Source organism: Dyadobacter sp. (assembly GCF_017744695.1).
Lineage (GTDB): Bacteria > Bacteroidota > Bacteroidia > Cytophagales > Spirosomataceae > Dyadobacter.
Genome location: NZ_JAGIAS010000002.1, coordinates 956879 through 971469 on the forward strand (window position 1 = coordinate 956879; position 14591 = coordinate 971469).

Here is a 14591-nt window from a genome sequence, read left to right on the forward strand (position 1 = left end):
TATGCACTTTTGCGGCTCTATTCCCAACGCCATGAAAAATAATCCTAATCACACTCAACCTCATCCTATACTGCTATGCTGATCCTGCTTCTGATAACCAGCGTAAGTCTGACTCTCGTCGTCGCAAGCCTCTTCCTGCTCCGCCCTGCTACCGAATCTTTCGTTCCCTCTTCGTCTTTTGACGTGTATGAAATCGAAAACAAACTGGTTTTTTACAGAGGAAAAGATGGCAGCAAATCGCTGATCCCCGATGCGCACGCCAGGACCTTTCAGATCCTGACAGCCGGCCCAGTAGGGCAATCGGATCCGTCGCTATACGCCCGCGATTTCGAAAAAGTCTATTTCCGGGGCAAAAGCATTCCCGGGGCCGACCCGGTTTACTTTCAGATATTAGGAGCCGATCTCGGTCGGGACGACAGGCACGTTTTCAAGGCCAATGAGCTGATGTCCTCCGATGCCCGGAATTTCAAATGTCTGGACGAGCGTCTGAGCAAGGATAGCCAACGTGTTTACTTCGACGACCAGGTCATTTCCGAAGCGGCCAATCATTTCAGGTACATCGGCAAATGGCAGAAAACTTCATTCTACAAGGATCACAGCAAGGTTTTTGTAAACGGCAAAGGTTATCGGGTCGCCGACATCGACACTTTCGACTATGCAGGAAATGGTGTTTTCACCGATCGTTACCAGGTTTACCGATTTAACGGAGATGACTTTCAAAGTAATTCCGGACAACCGGTATTCCGGGCAATGATGCAATTCCAGCCAGCTTTTGGATAAAAATATGAACTATCTGAAAATCGTCACCATCGTCAACTCGGTGGTAATTGCCCTGCTGTTCCTTCTTGTAATGGCCGAAACGCTGTTCCCTACCAAAGGCGGGGATGCCGCTTCGGGAATGGGAAGGGCAATTTACTACGTGGCAATCATTCTGCTGGTCCTGTTGTCCACGCTCAATCTGCTTCCATTTAATTGGAGCAAATACACCGCATTCGTAATCATTGTGGTGCCGGTTTTTTGGGTGGCGTTCGGATCCTCCATCAGCAATTTCAAGAGGGGCATTACAAACTGGATTGAAGCAAAACCGCTTTTTGAAGACAAGGAGAGGGACAGGATGGCCGTCGCCATTTTTAATGCCAAGCCGGATCAATTGAAAAAATACATCGCAGAAGTACAGCCACGGCTGTGGGATAATGCTTACGGCTATCCGCTCCTTGAAATGGCCGTCGCAAATGCCGGTTCAGTCAACAACGACGGTGAACGACGCCTGGAGTCCATTCGCGCGCTGTTACAGGCAGGCGTGAGCATTAAAAGTGACGACCCCGACGTCGAGAAGATTCATTTCTCGCCCGCTACGAGTGGAAACGCACCGGTACTTCGCCTCTTACTGGAACATGGTGCGGACGCTAATGCAAGGGTGACCGACTACGGCAGCGGCAAACGTGATGTAGTTCCCATCGTCTTCGAAGCATTGGCAACTTCTTATGGCGCCTATGCTTGCGTAAAAGCATTGCTGGACCACGGTGCCGACCCGAATGCCATCATGCCGTGGGATGGGGATCATGAAAAAATGTCGGTGCTGCTCTATGCCGCCGAACGGCAATACTGGGGCGTATGCAGGATGCTTATCGAAAAAGGTGCCGACCCGCGTTATACCACGCCGGACGGCATCTCTCTACAAACTTTTATTGAACAGGGCGACAGTTTCTATCCCGAAAACAAGCAGGCGCTGGCCGATTTCGAGGCCGTTCGGGCGATAGTGGAACGATTGCAGACTACCGGCCGCTGACCGCCGACCATAGACCATGGACCGTAGCTTATCGTCAGGTGCACGGACTAAACAATGGTCGGCGGTCGATGGTCGGGGTGCAAGCCCTATTTCATCCGCTTCGCCGTCGCGTCGAACATGCTCATCATGCTTCCTTTCAGGTTGTCGTCATCTACTTTCGACAGGTCTACGGTCACGTCGTAGCCCTGGGCTGAAAATCCGATTGTAATCTTGTCGGCCGCTTCGTCGATGCTGGTAATGGCAATTTTTTCGGCGCTGGGGTCAGTCGCATTGGTGATTTGGCCGGTGAGTTTGCCGTCGGTCCGGGCAAGATCCGCTACCAGCTTGGCATCACCATTAGGTGTTCCGAAAACGGTGATTTCCCATTTGCCTGCAAAAAAATCGGCGGGTGCCGTTTGGGCAATGCTCGTACAAACCGCGCCCAACAGGCACAGGATCATCATAATAGAGCTAATCCTTCTCATAATCAATTTGTTTTTAGTGAAGAAATGAAATCATCCGGCAATGGGATGTCGACCTCCCGCCATCATGATGTCGCAAATGTAAAGAAGAAGTTTATTTATTGTCTATATTTAAGACAATAATATTTTTCCAATTACTTATTTATTTAATACAAACAAGAAATCAGCGGCCTATTCGCGCAAATTTGTCTGGATTCCCCCTTGTAAAAGTCTATTTTACACACCCGTGGCGTGCCATATACTGGTTAACTTTACAGGAAACACCTCAACATGAAAATGAGACCCGGCGAGTTTATCGCTCTTTCGGCCTGCACAATGACGCTCACTGCCCTGGGCATCGACATTATGCTACCTGCATTTGGTGAAGTGCGGAAGTATTTCGGCCTGACCGCCGATTCCACGGAAACAGCCCAAATCATTTCTTTCTTTTTTATGGGTCAGGTAGCGCAGATTCTGTTTGGTGCACTCTCCGACCGTTTCGGCCGCCTGGCCATTCTACGCGTCGGGTTCCCTTTGTACATCGTCGGCGGCGTGATCGCCGTACTGGCTCCCGACCTGCCTACGATGCTCGCCGCACGCTTTTTCGCCGGTATGGGTGCTTCTGCTGTGTTTATGACTACCATAGCGGGCGTCCGCGACCGTTTTGTGGGGGATGAAATGGCACGTATCCTGTCGCTTATATTCACAATTTTTCTGTTTACGCCAGTGCTTGCCCCGTTTTTAGGATTGGCCATTATGTCGGTAGGATCTTGGAAAATGGTATTTCTTACGCCGCCATTGTTCGCAGTCGTCGTGTTCCTATGGTCGCTGCGGCTGGAAGAGTCGCTTCCACCTGCACGACGCACGCCGCTTAGCCGCACGCACGTGGGACGCTCCATTATACAGGTGATCGGCAACCGCACTTTTCTGCGCTACACGGCGGTTACTACGCTGCTTTTCACCGCTTTGAGCTCCTATATATCGAGTTCGGAACACATTGTGGGAGAAATTTACGGCAAACCAGAGCTTTTTGCCTGGATTTTCGCGGGTATGGGCGCGACGATGTCCATGTGTGCGCTGCTGAACTCCCGGCTATCGTCCCTATTCGGGGCCCGGCGGACGATCAAATGGCTGCTCGTGATTTACACCGCTGTGGGCGCGGTGCTGCTCGCATTTACCTGGGCATTTGGTGATCCGCCACGAATGCCCCTGTTTTTCATCGCAGTCACGATGATGCTCGCGATTAACCTTGCCGTGGAACCCAACAGCAGCGCATTAGCGCTTGAGCCCCTGGGCAATACAGCAGGAATGGCTTCCGCCATTTATGGCACCTGCTTCTTTTTTGTAGGTGCAACATTGGGTTCCGTGACGAGCCACCTCATGGCTCACGGCGTGTTCCCGTTGGTGTTGTGCTTTTTTGTGTTTGGATTAATATCCGTGCTGCTCGCATTCAGCGACCGGTCCCGACCCGCGGGAGAAACGTCCTGACGTTTGAGAAAATGGCCCGGCGAATCTAGTCATCTGAGCCACCGCCACCAGAGTCACCGCCACCGGAATCCGACCCGCAATCGTTGCTGCCGGAATTATCTCCTCCCGAATCGCTGGCATTCAAATCGGTGTCGTTCGCGTAGAAATTACAGTCGCCCGCTTCGAAATTGCCCGAACAATTATCGACCTGGCCGGACTGACCTGTTTCATAGGAATCGCCCGCACCGGAGCCACCGAATGTACCCCCTTCGAAAACTAACCCTTCGCGCATACCCTGCTCCGATGTATATTCATGCAGGGCATGATAGTCGGAAGGTGTGGTCGGGCCAAAAGCGCCGGGATGATCTCTAATCGAATATTCCCGATCAGGAGGTGCTACCTTTTTCCTATAAACAATTGTGTTCTGCCTGCCGGCGCGCAGAAAAAGCAGCACCAATGCAATGATAACCAGCACTACAACGACATCGAGCATGGGAGGTGGATTTTGGTTTAAATCCAATTTAATTCCTCCGAAATCCGACGGTAAATCCAATTAGCAACCGGAAACAAATAATTATTTTTCGTCAATCGGTTGTTTTGCAACCACCAGTTTATCCCCCGAATCATCCACCTCAAAAAGTTTCGGATAGCGGATTGTCCGGCCGTTTACGCTTCTGTGACTGTGAATAGACATGAGCAGCTTGCCTTCAAAGGTGCGGAACAACATCCCGTGTCCGAAATCAGGCGGGGTAATCGGTTCTTTTTCCTGGATCCATGGGCCGTCGAGCGTACCGCTTTGAGAATAGGCAACGCCCTGGGTGTAAACGTCATAAATCCAGCTCGTCCAAAGTATTCCCAACTTGCCGGTTTGGGTACGAAAAAGCCAGGGGCCGTCGGTAACCTTGTTGGGACGGTCCGAGCCATCCTTGTTTTTCTCGCGGCTCCATGGCGAATCGCTGGCTCTAAACAACAGTTTCGGCGAGCCGGTAGTACCGCTAAAATCCGGTTTCAACGCTATTTTCTCGACAGTCCCATTGTCATTTTGAAGCCATTCGTGACAGAAAATCATATAGGGCTTGCCATCTCTATCGGTCCAAAGCGTAGCGTCCAACGTCAGTTTATCGGCCGGCAGATACGTAGAATCCTTCATAGGCACATACGGGCCCTCCGGTCGGTCGCTCACGAGTACGTGGCATGCGCGGCGTTCGAGGCCTTCGCCGAGTTTAACGGCTTTGTTGGTAAATGTGGCGAAATAGTAGTATTTGCCATTATGCGCATGCAGCTCGGCCGCCCAGATCATCGGTGTCGGCCCCATCCAGGATTTCGGATCGGTTTGCGCCACGGTGAACGGGCCTGTCCATTTTTTCAGGTCCTTACTTTTCCAAAGTTTGCCGCCCGTGCCGGTCATGTAGTAAGTCTGGGTAGGCTTATCGGCCAGGATAAAAGGATCACTGAGGCGGATGGAATCCAGCGGCACATCGGTTTTCAGTACCGGCGCGGCATTTTGTGCGATTGCTACACCCGTTGTATAAAGGATTACCGTGCCCAGGTATAGCAGGTATTTGAAAGAGGCCTGAATCATGAATGCCTATGCGTTTGAGTTCAACAGATACAAATGGAGCGCATTTGATCGACGTTCTACTCACTTTATTTTCAATGGCCTTTAAAACAAATAGAATCGGCCTTTAAAACAAAATCCTCCGGACATCCACCAGCTAATTTTGTTCCATCACAAACCATCAGATTTTTATGGAACATTCAGCAACAACCGCCATTCAATCAAACCATTACCAACATCCTATCGGCTCAGGATTCGACGCCTTTTCGACCGCCCAGGAAGTGATCAGCGGTATTGAACTCACGGGGAAAACGATTATTGTCACCGGAGGCTATGCCGGCATTGGACTCGAAACGGTAAAGACATTCGCGGAAGCAGGCGCACATGTCATAGTGCCCGCCCGCGATCTGGCCAAGGCCACACGGAATGTAAGCGGCATTCCCCATACAACCGTAGAGCCCCTGGACCTGATGGACCCGGCGTCAATCGACAATTTTGCCCGGAAATTCTTGCAAAGCGGCCGTTCGCTGGATATATTGGTCAACAATGCCGGCATTATGTGGGTACCGCTCCAACGCGACGCCCGAGGGTATGAATCGCAACTTTCGACCAACCACCTGGGGCATTTTCAGCTAACGGCACGGCTTTGGCCTGCATTGAAACAGGCCGGTCATGCGCGGGTGATCAGCGTCTCGTCGTTCGGTCATCATATTGCACCGTTTGATTTCGAAGACCCCAACTTTAAAAACCGGGAGTACGAAACGCTGACAGGCTACGGGCAATCGAAAACAGCCAACAACCTCTTCGCTATCGAGCTCGATCGACGCGGAAAAGGATTTGACGTACGCGCATTCGCATTGCATCCAGGCTCGGTTAATGGTACGGACCTCGGCCGGGTAGCACCGATGGAGCTTTTTCAGCAAATGGGCACCCACGATACCGACGGCAACATTTACCCGGAAGTGGCCCGGAACCTGAAAACCATCCCGCAAGGAGCGGCTACCACCGTTTGGTGTGCCACGAGCCCGCAGTTAAAAAACATGGGCGGCTTATATTGCGAAAATGCAGACGTGGCCGAGGTTGACAATGGCAACATCGAGCACCGTTACGACCAGCCGTGGACATTACGGGGCGTGAAACCCTACTCCATCGACCCGGAAAATGCACGGAGGCTTTGGACATTGAGCGAACAAATGACAGGCATTACTTTCGAAACTAACTGATAAACCGTGGCACACGAGGCGCATTATATTCATCCCGATCTGAAAATCTCTGGATTTACCAACCATTTTCACAGAAGTGACGTGCTTTTTGAGGAGCATTTACTGGTATGGTTTATTTCGGGAGAAACCAGGATCGTCCAGGGCGGAGAAACGCACCGGTTCGGGGCGGGAGATACGCTTTTCTTTCCGAGGCATGAGCTGGTGACGGTGATCAATTATCCGAAGGACGGTTTGCCTCACCGATCGGTTGTCATGCATTTGACTTCACAACGATTGGAAGCCTATTATACCCAAAATAGAGTGGAGGTGACACCGGTACCCAAACCCGCGTTCAGGACATTTGACAAACACCCGCTGCTCCAAAGCTGCCTGGCGTCGCTGGTACCCTACTTCGATCTGCGTGACCCGTTGCCGGAAGCACTGGCGGCCATCAAAATAGAGGAAGCGATTACCATTCTGAGAACGATCGCGCCCGATATCGATCATTTACTGGCGGATTTTGGGCAGCCGGGCAAGATCAACCTCGCCGACTTCATGGAACAAAATTATATGTACAACCTCCCCATGAGCAAATTCGGCTACCTTACCGGCCGCAGTCTTACCACTTTCAAGCGTGATTTTAAAAAGGCCTTCCAAACCACGCCGCAGAAATGGCTCACCGAAAAAAGGCTTGACCTGGCGCATTACCTCATCCGGGAAAAGCAGCGGCGGCCGTCGGATGTATACCTCGAAGCCGGATTCGAAAACCTGTCGCATTTCGGGTACGCATTCAAGAAGCATTTCGGTTACGCTCCGACGGAGTGATCCAAAATGGCACGAAGGTCCATCTTCATAACTTGCTATCCGCAGGTCTCCGGCCGGCCTTTACGGCAAACAGGTGTTACTGTAAAGACCAGCCGGAGGCTTGCGGATAGTGTGTGTAAATCAGGAAATTTGCATGATCTGCTTTATTAAAAAGTAGGCGGCCTTCTGACCGGACGTACCTCCGGCCCACCAATCGGGTTGGCGGGTTTGATCTTCTCATAATCCACGACCCCGGTCTTTTCCGCCCAACGGAAGTAATCGGCCGACAGCTGATCCACCACGTTAGGGTTGGCCGAAGCTACGTCGGTTGTTTCGCCGCGATCGGTTTCCAGGTCGTACAGCTCCCATTTGTAGGCCGGGTATGTCGAAACGATCTTCCATTTGCCTTTCCGCACGGCGCGGTTACCGGCGCGTTCCCAAAAAATCGGTTCGCCGCCGCGGTCCACCTCGCCGGCCTTACCGGTAAACACGGGCACGAGGCTCTTTCCGGGGAGAGGATTGATAGTAATGCCCTTCTCCGATGTCGGGTAGGCGGCTTTGGCCAGGTCATAGAAGGTCGGTGCGAGGTCGATCAGGTGTCCGGTACCTTTTACGATCTGCCCGCCTTTGATCTGTTTCGGGAACCAGGCAATGAAAGGTGCGCTGATACCGCCCTCGTGCATATTGTTTTTGTAAGCCGAATGCGGCGCATTTGAAACGTATGCCCACGGCTGGTCCTGGTACACATACGAACCTGCCGTGCCCGCCGGCCCGGTATTGCGCTGCGGCCTGCGGGGCGAAGCATGCGCATATCCACCCTGCGCACCGTTGTCGGAAATGAAGACGATCAGGGTGTTATCATCCTTGTTCAGCGCTTTCAGCTTCTCGCGGAGCTTGCCGATGTTCTGGTCAACCCGGTCGACCATTGCAGCATAAATCTCCATTTTGCGTTCCCAAAGCAGTTTTTCATCATAAGGCACATTGTCCCAGGGTGTAACATCCTTGTCACGGGCGGCAACGGCTTGCTTAGGATCGGCAATACCAAGCGCCTTCTGACGCTGGATACGCTCGCTACGCAGCGAATCCCAACCGATGCTGTACCGGCCTTTGTATTTGGCAATATCCGATTCGGGCGCCTGCAGCGGCCAGTGCGGCGCGTTGTAAGCCAGGTACAGAAAGAATGGCTTGGCGGTTTTGCTTTGCTCTTCCAGGAAACCCAGTGCGTGATCCGTGATTTCGTCGGTGAGGTATTTGTCCGGCGGGAGGTTGATGCGCTTGTTGTTTTCAACCAGCTCCACGGCCGGCCCTTTGCCGTATTTACCAATATCATAATAATTGCTGGCACCATTGATAAACCCGTAAAAACGGTCGAAACCGCGCTGGTTGGGCCACGCGATACTATCGTTGCCGACGTGCCACTTGCCACTCAGCAATGTACTGTAACCTGCATTCCGCAGAACCTCGCCAAATGTCAGCGACTCCTTATTGAGGTAACCCTGATAGGCCGGCAAGCCCAGGTTTACATTGAAATACCCTACTCCTGCCTTATGCGGGTACTGGCCCGTGATGAGCGATGCCCGCGTGGGCGCACAAATGGAGTTGTTATAGAATTCGCGAAAACGTATGCCTTCGCCGGCAAGCTGATCAATATTGGGGGTCTTGATTTCGGAGCCATAAGCGCCGATATCGGAATATCCGAGGTCGTCGACCATGATCAGGATAATATTCGGGCGGGCGTCCGGCCCCTTCGGCGCAGGTTTCTTTTGGGCCACGGCACCGGAGAAGGTCATTAGTGCCAGGGCGGCAAATGCAGGGATCTTCATGATTTTGAAAAAAGGTGTAACAAGAGATGTTTGGCCACAAAAATATATTTATTCTATATATCCTATATACTATATTTAAAATAAACTTATAGGAAGGCTGTTACATGATGACCTGCTGTTACATGCCTACGGCATTTTCGAATCGTTGTTGGATTTTGTTGCTACCAATATTGCGTGCCTTACGGCACTTGACCTGACTGCAAGCGGTATCAACCAATAGGAATGGCGTGCAAATCGGGTCGTCTTATCGAACACGTTCCGAAGCAGTTGCTACCAAAGTTACGCGCCTCACGGCACATGCCGTTTCTGCCGGGCTTGGTACAGCTAAGTAAGCCGAGCTTCATAGAAATCGCGTTAGCGATGCAACCTTGGTAGTGTGGAGACAATCAAATACATCTCGAAATGCCGGAGGCATGTAACAACAACTCAAATTCCGGCAGCCCCTTCGGACGTCATCACAACTCTTCGCATTGTGCCGTCTTCGCGGTAAAACAGGCGATCCACGCAAACCGACCGGCGATGGCTGCCGCCTTCGGGTAATGCGCCATTGTGGTAGAAGAAATAATCCGCGCCATTAAATTCGATGATCGCGGGACGGTTTGTAGCACAATTCCCGGCAATTTCATTCAATACGCCTTTGAACTCCCATGGCCCCTGGATGTTGCGGCTCATGGCATAGGCCACTTTTTCGGGGTAACCGTAGCCGTACGAAAGATAATAGATGCCGTTCCTCTTGCGAATATGCGCACCTTCCTGGAAGCCCGGCAGGTCTATGACGGAGATTTCACTGCCGAGTCCGTCAAGATCGCTATTCAACCGGGCAAAATAGCATTGTCCATTGCCCCAGAAAAGGTAAGCATGGCCATCATCGTCGATCAGGACTGTCGGATCCAAATTAGCTTTGTCATTTTCGGTAGCGGGCAGCATAGCATGGGTCACCAATGCCGATCCTATCGCGTCTGCAAAAGGGCCGGTTGGGTTGTCGGAAACCGCCACACCGATTGCCTTGTACGGTCCGCCCGAGTGCGTTACGGACACGAACCAGTAAAACTTATTCCGATATTCAACCACCTTTGACGCATAAGCGTCGCCGCTCGCCCATGGAAAATCGGTGGCTTTCAAAGGCGAGGGATGTTCGGTCCAGTGCACGAGGTCCCGGGAAGAAAAGCAGAGCCAGTCGTGCATATAGTAATCGTCGGTACCAGCCGGCGGATCGTCGTGCCCGGTATATAGGTAAATCGTTTTCCCGTGGACAAGTACTGTCGGGTCGGCAGTGTAATGGTTTCGGATAATGGGATTCCCCTCCTGGATCATGGCCTGAATGCGATTGATTGGAGCATGTACAGGTCAAAAACTATTCCAAAAGGCACCGGTGCCCCGCCGATGTCACCTTCGGCACTGTCCAGCCCGGCGGCGGATGTGTCCATTTGGGCGCGATTGCCCGTGCATTGCAGCCGGTTTCAGGCCAGTTTTGTGTCATCAATCACTCAAAAACAATCAAGATCATGACACAGAAAACAACCACCACCATCTACTGGATAGGCACCGCATTAACATCCCTCTGGTTCGGCGCGAGCGGCTTTTTCGAACTTACCAAGAACCCCGTGGTGTGGGATATTACGGTACAGCTTGGTTACCCGGCGCATTTCATTTACCTGCTCGGCGTTTTCAAGCTTTCGGGCGTGGCAGTGCTGCTGACCCCCAATAAATTGCACCGTTTGAAAGAATGGGTATTTGCAGGGATATTCTTCGATATCATTTTCGCATTCGTGTCAAAACTCGCGGTGATCGGCTTTCCGGCAACCGTCGACGCCATCGTCGCATTTGTGATGGTATCCGTCACTTACACCATGTTCCGGAGGCTTGAAAAGTACTCCGGAAATGCATTCGGCCAGGGGCACGTCTTAGCGCATTAAGTAAAATGGATTTCCTACCAAGCCTATCTGGCCTGGCTGTTTTTGTCAAAACTGCACCAGAACAACAGTCCACCAGCGATTTACCTTCGTATTGCGATTTCGCACTGAACCATTTTAAATCGAAAACAATGAAAAAGGCCATTTTCTTTCATGCCGGCTGCCCGGTCTGCCTTAGCGCAGAGCAGGACATATTAAACCTCATCCCGGCAGACCAGATAGAAGTCGTACATCTTGGCGAGGACAAAGGCAAAATTGCCGATGCCGAACAGGTCGGCGTACAGTCAGTGCCGGCATTACTGACACCGACCGGCAACGTATTGCATATTAATTTCGGCGCTTCGATCGGCGATCTTAAATATTGACTATCAATACATTGCAAACAGCCCGAAAGAGAACTTCCGGGCTGTTTTGCTTTTTACTTTAAAAAAATATTACTCTACTATTTCTATATACTAAATAATATCCATAGCTTTGCCGAAGAAACTTACGATCCCTACATATGAAACCACCGATTATACCTTACTGTTGTCGACCGAAGCTCCGTAAGCAGCACTAGGAAAGGCTGTTTAGCAGTAACCACCACGCATGAACACCATCGAAAACAGTAAAGCAATTCCTCATTTATGAAGACATTTTTAACGACCCTATTCAGTTCAGCAATTCTACTCATCTCATTTGTTGCACAAGCCCAGAACGCGCCGATCGTGAATGCGACGGTTTCAGGAAAGATTCTGGATGCTTCCAACGACTCCCCGCTCATCGGAGCGACAGTGACCATCAAAGGAACAACCAACGGAGCGGCCACAGATGCAAATGGTGAATTTCAGCTTGTAACGGGTCAGAAACTTCCATTCACGCTGGTCGTTTCATTTTTAGGATATATCAAAAAAGAAACCGTCATCGAAGGCAGCGGGGTAACCATCAAGCTCGATCCATCGGCCGGTAACCTCGAAGACGTCATTATTTCTTCACGTCGCCGCCAGGAATCGGCGCAGGAAGTACCCATCCCGATTTCCGTCATCCGCGGTTCGACTGCGGAAGATGCGGGTGCGTTCAACGTAAACCGTTTGAAAGAACTCGTTCCAACCGTTCAACTCTATGTTTCCAATGCACGTAACACGACATTGAACATCCGCGGCCTCGGCTCAACGTACGGTCTGACCAACGACGGTATCGACCCGGGTGTAGGTTTTTATGTTGACGGCGTTTACTACGCACGTCCGGCCGCTACCGCACTGGATTTCATCGACATCGAGCGCATTGAAGTACTTCGCGGACCGCAGGGAACGCTTTTCGGAAAGAACACCACTGCCGGAGCATTCAATATCACTACCCGCGGTGCGAGCTTCGACCCGGGTGGCAACTTCGAACTGAGCTATGGTAACTTCGGCTATATTCAGGCCAAGGGATCGTTCACCGGCCCGATCAACAAGAAATTGGCAGCCCGCGTTTCGTTCACCGGGACACAACGCAACGGCCTGTTTTACAACGAACATACCCAGCAACGTATCAACGACATCAACAACATCGGGGTGCGCGGCCAGATCCTCTACCAGCCAAGCAGCAAGGTTAACATTACCGTTATCGGCGACGTTTCCGACCAGAAACCCAATGGATACGGCTGGCCCGTGGCGGGCGTCGTGCCTACCAAACGCGCAGCTTACCGCCAATTCGATGCCATTATCGCAGATTTGGGCTACAAACTCCCCTATTCAAGCGCATTCGAACGCAAAGTCGACCTGGATACACCTTCCAAAGCGGATAACAGGCTGGGCGGCGTATCGGCCAATGCAGATATCAAAATTGGGAACGGAACGCTTACCGCTACTTCGGCATGGCGCTTCTGGAAGTGGGTACCGCTCAACGACCGCGATTACCTGGGGCTGCCGGTATTTACGATCTCTTCCGGAAACTCGGCACATGACCAATGGTCACAGGAGATCCGCTACTCCGGTAAAATCTCCCCGAAACTCAGCGGTGTGGTTGGTCTGTTCGGCCTTTGGCAAGACCTGAAATCGGATCCGGTACAGACGGAAGAAGCGGGTTCGGCACAATGGCGTTTCGCGCAGAGCACTACCAGCGAGCTTTGGAAAACACCGGGTTTGTTTGACAACTTCGGTATCCGCACTACCAACCGCATTAAAAGCACCAGTTTAGCGGTGTTCGCACAGGCCGACTGGGCAATCACCGACAAATTGCACGTGTTGCCGGGTGTACGTTACAACTACGACAAGAAGATTGTAGATTATAAAAGAGAGACTTACGGCGGCTTGCAAACTACGGATCCCGCATTGATCGCATTGAAAAAACTTGTTTACACCGACCAGGCTTTCAATACCAATTACGATCAGGGTAACTTCTCGGGGCAGTTGTCGCTACAATACAAAGCCAGCAGCAGATTCAATGCCTATGCCACCTATTCGATCGGCTACAAGCCTATCGGCGTAAACGTGGGTGGTTTGCCGACGGCCAACGGCGCGGTACTCCTCGACCTGGCCAATGTGAAACCTGAGCACGTGGATCACAAAGAACTGGGTATCAAAACCAGACCGACAGCTAACTCGGTATTGAATCTGACACTTTTCCGTTCGGATATCAATGATTACCAAACGCAGGTTCAGACTCCCGAGCCCGGCGTAAACCGCGGTTACCTCGCTAATGCGGAGAAAGTGCGTGTGCAAGGTGTGGAAGTAGATGGAAATATCCGTTTCAGCAACCTCTCGTTCAATGCGGCAGTGGCTTATACCGACGGTAAATATGTGACCTTCAAAAACGCGCCGGTGCCTTTGGAAGAAGTAGGCGGTGAGCAGGCCTTCAAGGACATTTCAGGCGGCAGACTGCCAGGTATCTCCAAATGGTCCGGTTCTGTGGGCGGCGAAGGAACCGTGAAAGGCACGTTCCTGGGCCTAAAAGGTAACTACTTCCTGGGTATCGATGTATTTGCGCGGTCAGAGTTCTCCTCCAACCCGTCGCCATCCAAATACCTGAACATCGGTGGTTACTCGCTGACCAACGGTCGCCTTGGCTTCCGCGCTTCAAACGGCATTTCGTTCTTTGTTTGGGCCAGAAACGTGTTCAACAAAGATTACTATGAGCTGCTTCTCGCAGCGCCGGGCAGCTACGGCCAATATGCAGGTGTAGTAGGCGATCAGCGCACCTACGGCGTAACATTGCGCTACTCATTCTAAGATTTAAGGATTACGAATATTATAACACTAACGATCGGGGCGTTCCACTGGGGCGCCCTGATTTTTTTGTTTTAACCCCAAAAGACGCACCTTACCCTAAGCCATTACATTATCAGGCTCTGCTTTTTTCTTTTCCAGGGGCTCAATGGGACCACTTGTGATTTGAAAAATCGAAGCACCTAGTTTCACTTCGAGCAACGCCAGTGTTTTGATCGTAAAATTATGCGTGCCGGTCATCCATTTGCTCACCTGCGACTCCTTTTTGCCCAGCATTTCAGCCAGGTCTTTTTGCGTCAATCCTTTTGATTCAAGAATTTCATGGATACGGTCGGAAAGATCGAAACTGGTATCAATGAACTTATCAATTGCGGGATCCGGAATGATTTTTTCTAATGCGTTCATAA

14 protein-coding genes are annotated in these 14591 nt (G+C 51.4%); 8 read left to right on the forward strand and 6 right to left on the reverse strand.

Going from position 1 to position 14591, the window contains the following annotated elements:
* The first annotated feature begins 75 nt into the window (after positions 1-75).
* Together J7619_RS11385 and J7619_RS11390 are read left to right on the forward strand one after the other, a co-directional pair.
* Positions 76-780, forward strand: a complete 705-nt coding sequence (locus tag J7619_RS11385) for a DKNYY domain-containing protein (RefSeq protein WP_291198050.1) — start codon at positions 76-78, stop codon at positions 778-780.
* Between the two features lie 4 nt (positions 781-784).
* Complete coding sequence (locus J7619_RS11390) at positions 785-1789, forward strand: ankyrin repeat domain-containing protein (RefSeq protein ID WP_291198052.1); 1005 nt, start codon at positions 785-787, stop codon at positions 1787-1789.
* An 86-nt stretch (positions 1790-1875) separates the two neighbouring features.
* Here the strand turns inward: J7619_RS11390 and J7619_RS11395 are convergent, their stop codons facing one another.
* Entirely contained in the window at positions 1876-2253 is a 378-nt protein-coding gene (locus J7619_RS11395; protein ID WP_291198054.1) for a hypothetical protein, read from the reverse strand.
* 267 nt (positions 2254-2520) lie between these two features.
* Between J7619_RS11395 and J7619_RS11400 the strand changes: the two genes are divergently transcribed.
* Entirely contained in the window at positions 2521-3717 is a 1197-nt protein-coding gene (locus J7619_RS11400) for an MFS transporter (RefSeq protein ID WP_291198056.1), read from the forward strand.
* Positions 3718-3742: 25 nt separating this feature from the next.
* On the opposite strand, the gene J7619_RS11405 is transcribed toward J7619_RS11400, so the two are convergent.
* Together J7619_RS11405 and J7619_RS11410 are read right to left on the reverse strand one after the other, a co-directional pair.
* Entirely contained in the window at positions 3743-4189 is a 447-nt protein-coding gene (locus J7619_RS11405) for a hypothetical protein (RefSeq protein ID WP_291198058.1), read from the reverse strand.
* A gap of 81 nt (positions 4190-4270) precedes the next feature.
* Positions 4271-5278, reverse strand: a complete 1008-nt coding sequence (locus tag J7619_RS11410; protein ID WP_291198060.1) for a glycoside hydrolase family 43 protein — start codon at positions 5276-5278, stop codon at positions 4271-4273.
* 167 nt (positions 5279-5445) lie between these two features.
* On the opposite strand from J7619_RS11410, the gene J7619_RS11415 reads away from it, so the two are divergent.
* Together J7619_RS11415 and J7619_RS11420 are read left to right on the forward strand one after the other, a co-directional pair.
* A complete protein-coding gene (locus tag J7619_RS11415; protein WP_291198062.1) occupies positions 5446-6477 on the forward strand; it encodes an SDR family NAD(P)-dependent oxidoreductase in 1032 nt (343 codons plus the stop codon).
* A 6-nt stretch (positions 6478-6483) separates the two neighbouring features.
* A complete protein-coding gene (locus J7619_RS11420) occupies positions 6484-7281 on the forward strand; it encodes an AraC family transcriptional regulator (protein WP_291198064.1) in 798 nt (265 codons plus the stop codon).
* A gap of 146 nt (positions 7282-7427) precedes the next feature.
* Here J7619_RS11420 and J7619_RS11425 read toward each other — a convergent pair whose 3' ends face one another.
* Positions 7428-9083, reverse strand: a complete 1656-nt coding sequence (locus tag J7619_RS11425; protein ID WP_291198066.1) for an arylsulfatase — start codon at positions 9081-9083, stop codon at positions 7428-7430.
* 426 nt (positions 9084-9509) lie between these two features.
* A complete protein-coding gene (locus J7619_RS11430; protein ID WP_291198068.1) occupies positions 9510-10397 on the reverse strand; it encodes a glycoside hydrolase family 43 protein in 888 nt (295 codons plus the stop codon).
* Positions 10398-10588: 191 nt separating this feature from the next.
* On the opposite strand from J7619_RS11430, the gene J7619_RS11435 reads away from it, so the two are divergent.
* From J7619_RS11435 to J7619_RS11445, 3 genes are all read left to right on the forward strand, one after another.
* Positions 10589-10999: a DoxX family protein gene (locus tag J7619_RS11435; protein ID WP_291198070.1), complete on the forward strand. Its 411-nt coding sequence runs from the start codon at positions 10589-10591 to the stop codon at positions 10997-10999.
* A 128-nt stretch (positions 11000-11127) separates the two neighbouring features.
* Positions 11128-11361: a thioredoxin family protein gene (locus J7619_RS11440; protein ID WP_291198072.1), complete on the forward strand. Its 234-nt coding sequence runs from the start codon at positions 11128-11130 to the stop codon at positions 11359-11361.
* Positions 11362-11622: 261 nt separating this feature from the next.
* Positions 11623-14187: a TonB-dependent receptor gene (locus J7619_RS11445; protein ID WP_291198074.1), complete on the forward strand. Its 2565-nt coding sequence runs from the start codon at positions 11623-11625 to the stop codon at positions 14185-14187.
* A 96-nt stretch (positions 14188-14283) separates the two neighbouring features.
* Here the strand turns inward: J7619_RS11445 and J7619_RS11450 are convergent, their stop codons facing one another.
* On the reverse strand, positions 14284-14589 hold the full coding sequence (locus J7619_RS11450; RefSeq protein WP_291198076.1) for a helix-turn-helix transcriptional regulator: 306 nt from the start codon (positions 14587-14589) through the stop codon (positions 14284-14286).
* Between the last annotated feature and the right edge of the window lie 2 nt (positions 14590-14591).

Coding starts and splice junctions, on each gene's coding strand:
- J7619_RS11385 (WP_291198050.1), top strand. CDS start 76: ATGCTGATCCTGCTTCTGATAACCAGCGTAAGTCTGACTCTCGTCGTC.
- J7619_RS11390 (WP_291198052.1), top strand. CDS start 785: ATGAACTATCTGAAAATCGTCACCATCGTCAACTCGGTGGTAATTGCC.
- J7619_RS11395 (WP_291198054.1), bottom strand. CDS start 2,253: ATGAGAAGGATTAGCTCTATTATGATGATCCTGTGCCTGTTGGGCGCG.
- J7619_RS11400 (WP_291198056.1), top strand. CDS start 2,521: ATGAAAATGAGACCCGGCGAGTTTATCGCTCTTTCGGCCTGCACAATG.
- J7619_RS11405 (WP_291198058.1), bottom strand. CDS start 4,189: ATGCTCGATGTCGTTGTAGTGCTGGTTATCATTGCATTGGTGCTGCTT.
- J7619_RS11410 (WP_291198060.1), bottom strand. CDS start 5,278: ATGATTCAGGCCTCTTTCAAATACCTGCTATACCTGGGCACGGTAATC.
- J7619_RS11415 (WP_291198062.1), top strand. CDS start 5,446: ATGGAACATTCAGCAACAACCGCCATTCAATCAAACCATTACCAACAT.
- J7619_RS11425 (WP_291198066.1), bottom strand. CDS start 9,083: ATGAAGATCCCTGCATTTGCCGCCCTGGCACTAATGACCTTCTCCGGT.
- J7619_RS11430 (WP_291198068.1), bottom strand. CDS start 10,397: ATGATCCAGGAGGGGAATCCCATTATCCGAAACCATTACACTGCCGAC.
- J7619_RS11435 (WP_291198070.1), top strand. CDS start 10,589: ATGACACAGAAAACAACCACCACCATCTACTGGATAGGCACCGCATTA.
- J7619_RS11440 (WP_291198072.1), top strand. CDS start 11,128: ATGAAAAAGGCCATTTTCTTTCATGCCGGCTGCCCGGTCTGCCTTAGC.
- J7619_RS11445 (WP_291198074.1), top strand. CDS start 11,623: ATGAAGACATTTTTAACGACCCTATTCAGTTCAGCAATTCTACTCATC.
- J7619_RS11450 (WP_291198076.1), bottom strand. CDS start 14,589: ATGAACGCATTAGAAAAAATCATTCCGGATCCCGCAATTGATAAGTTC.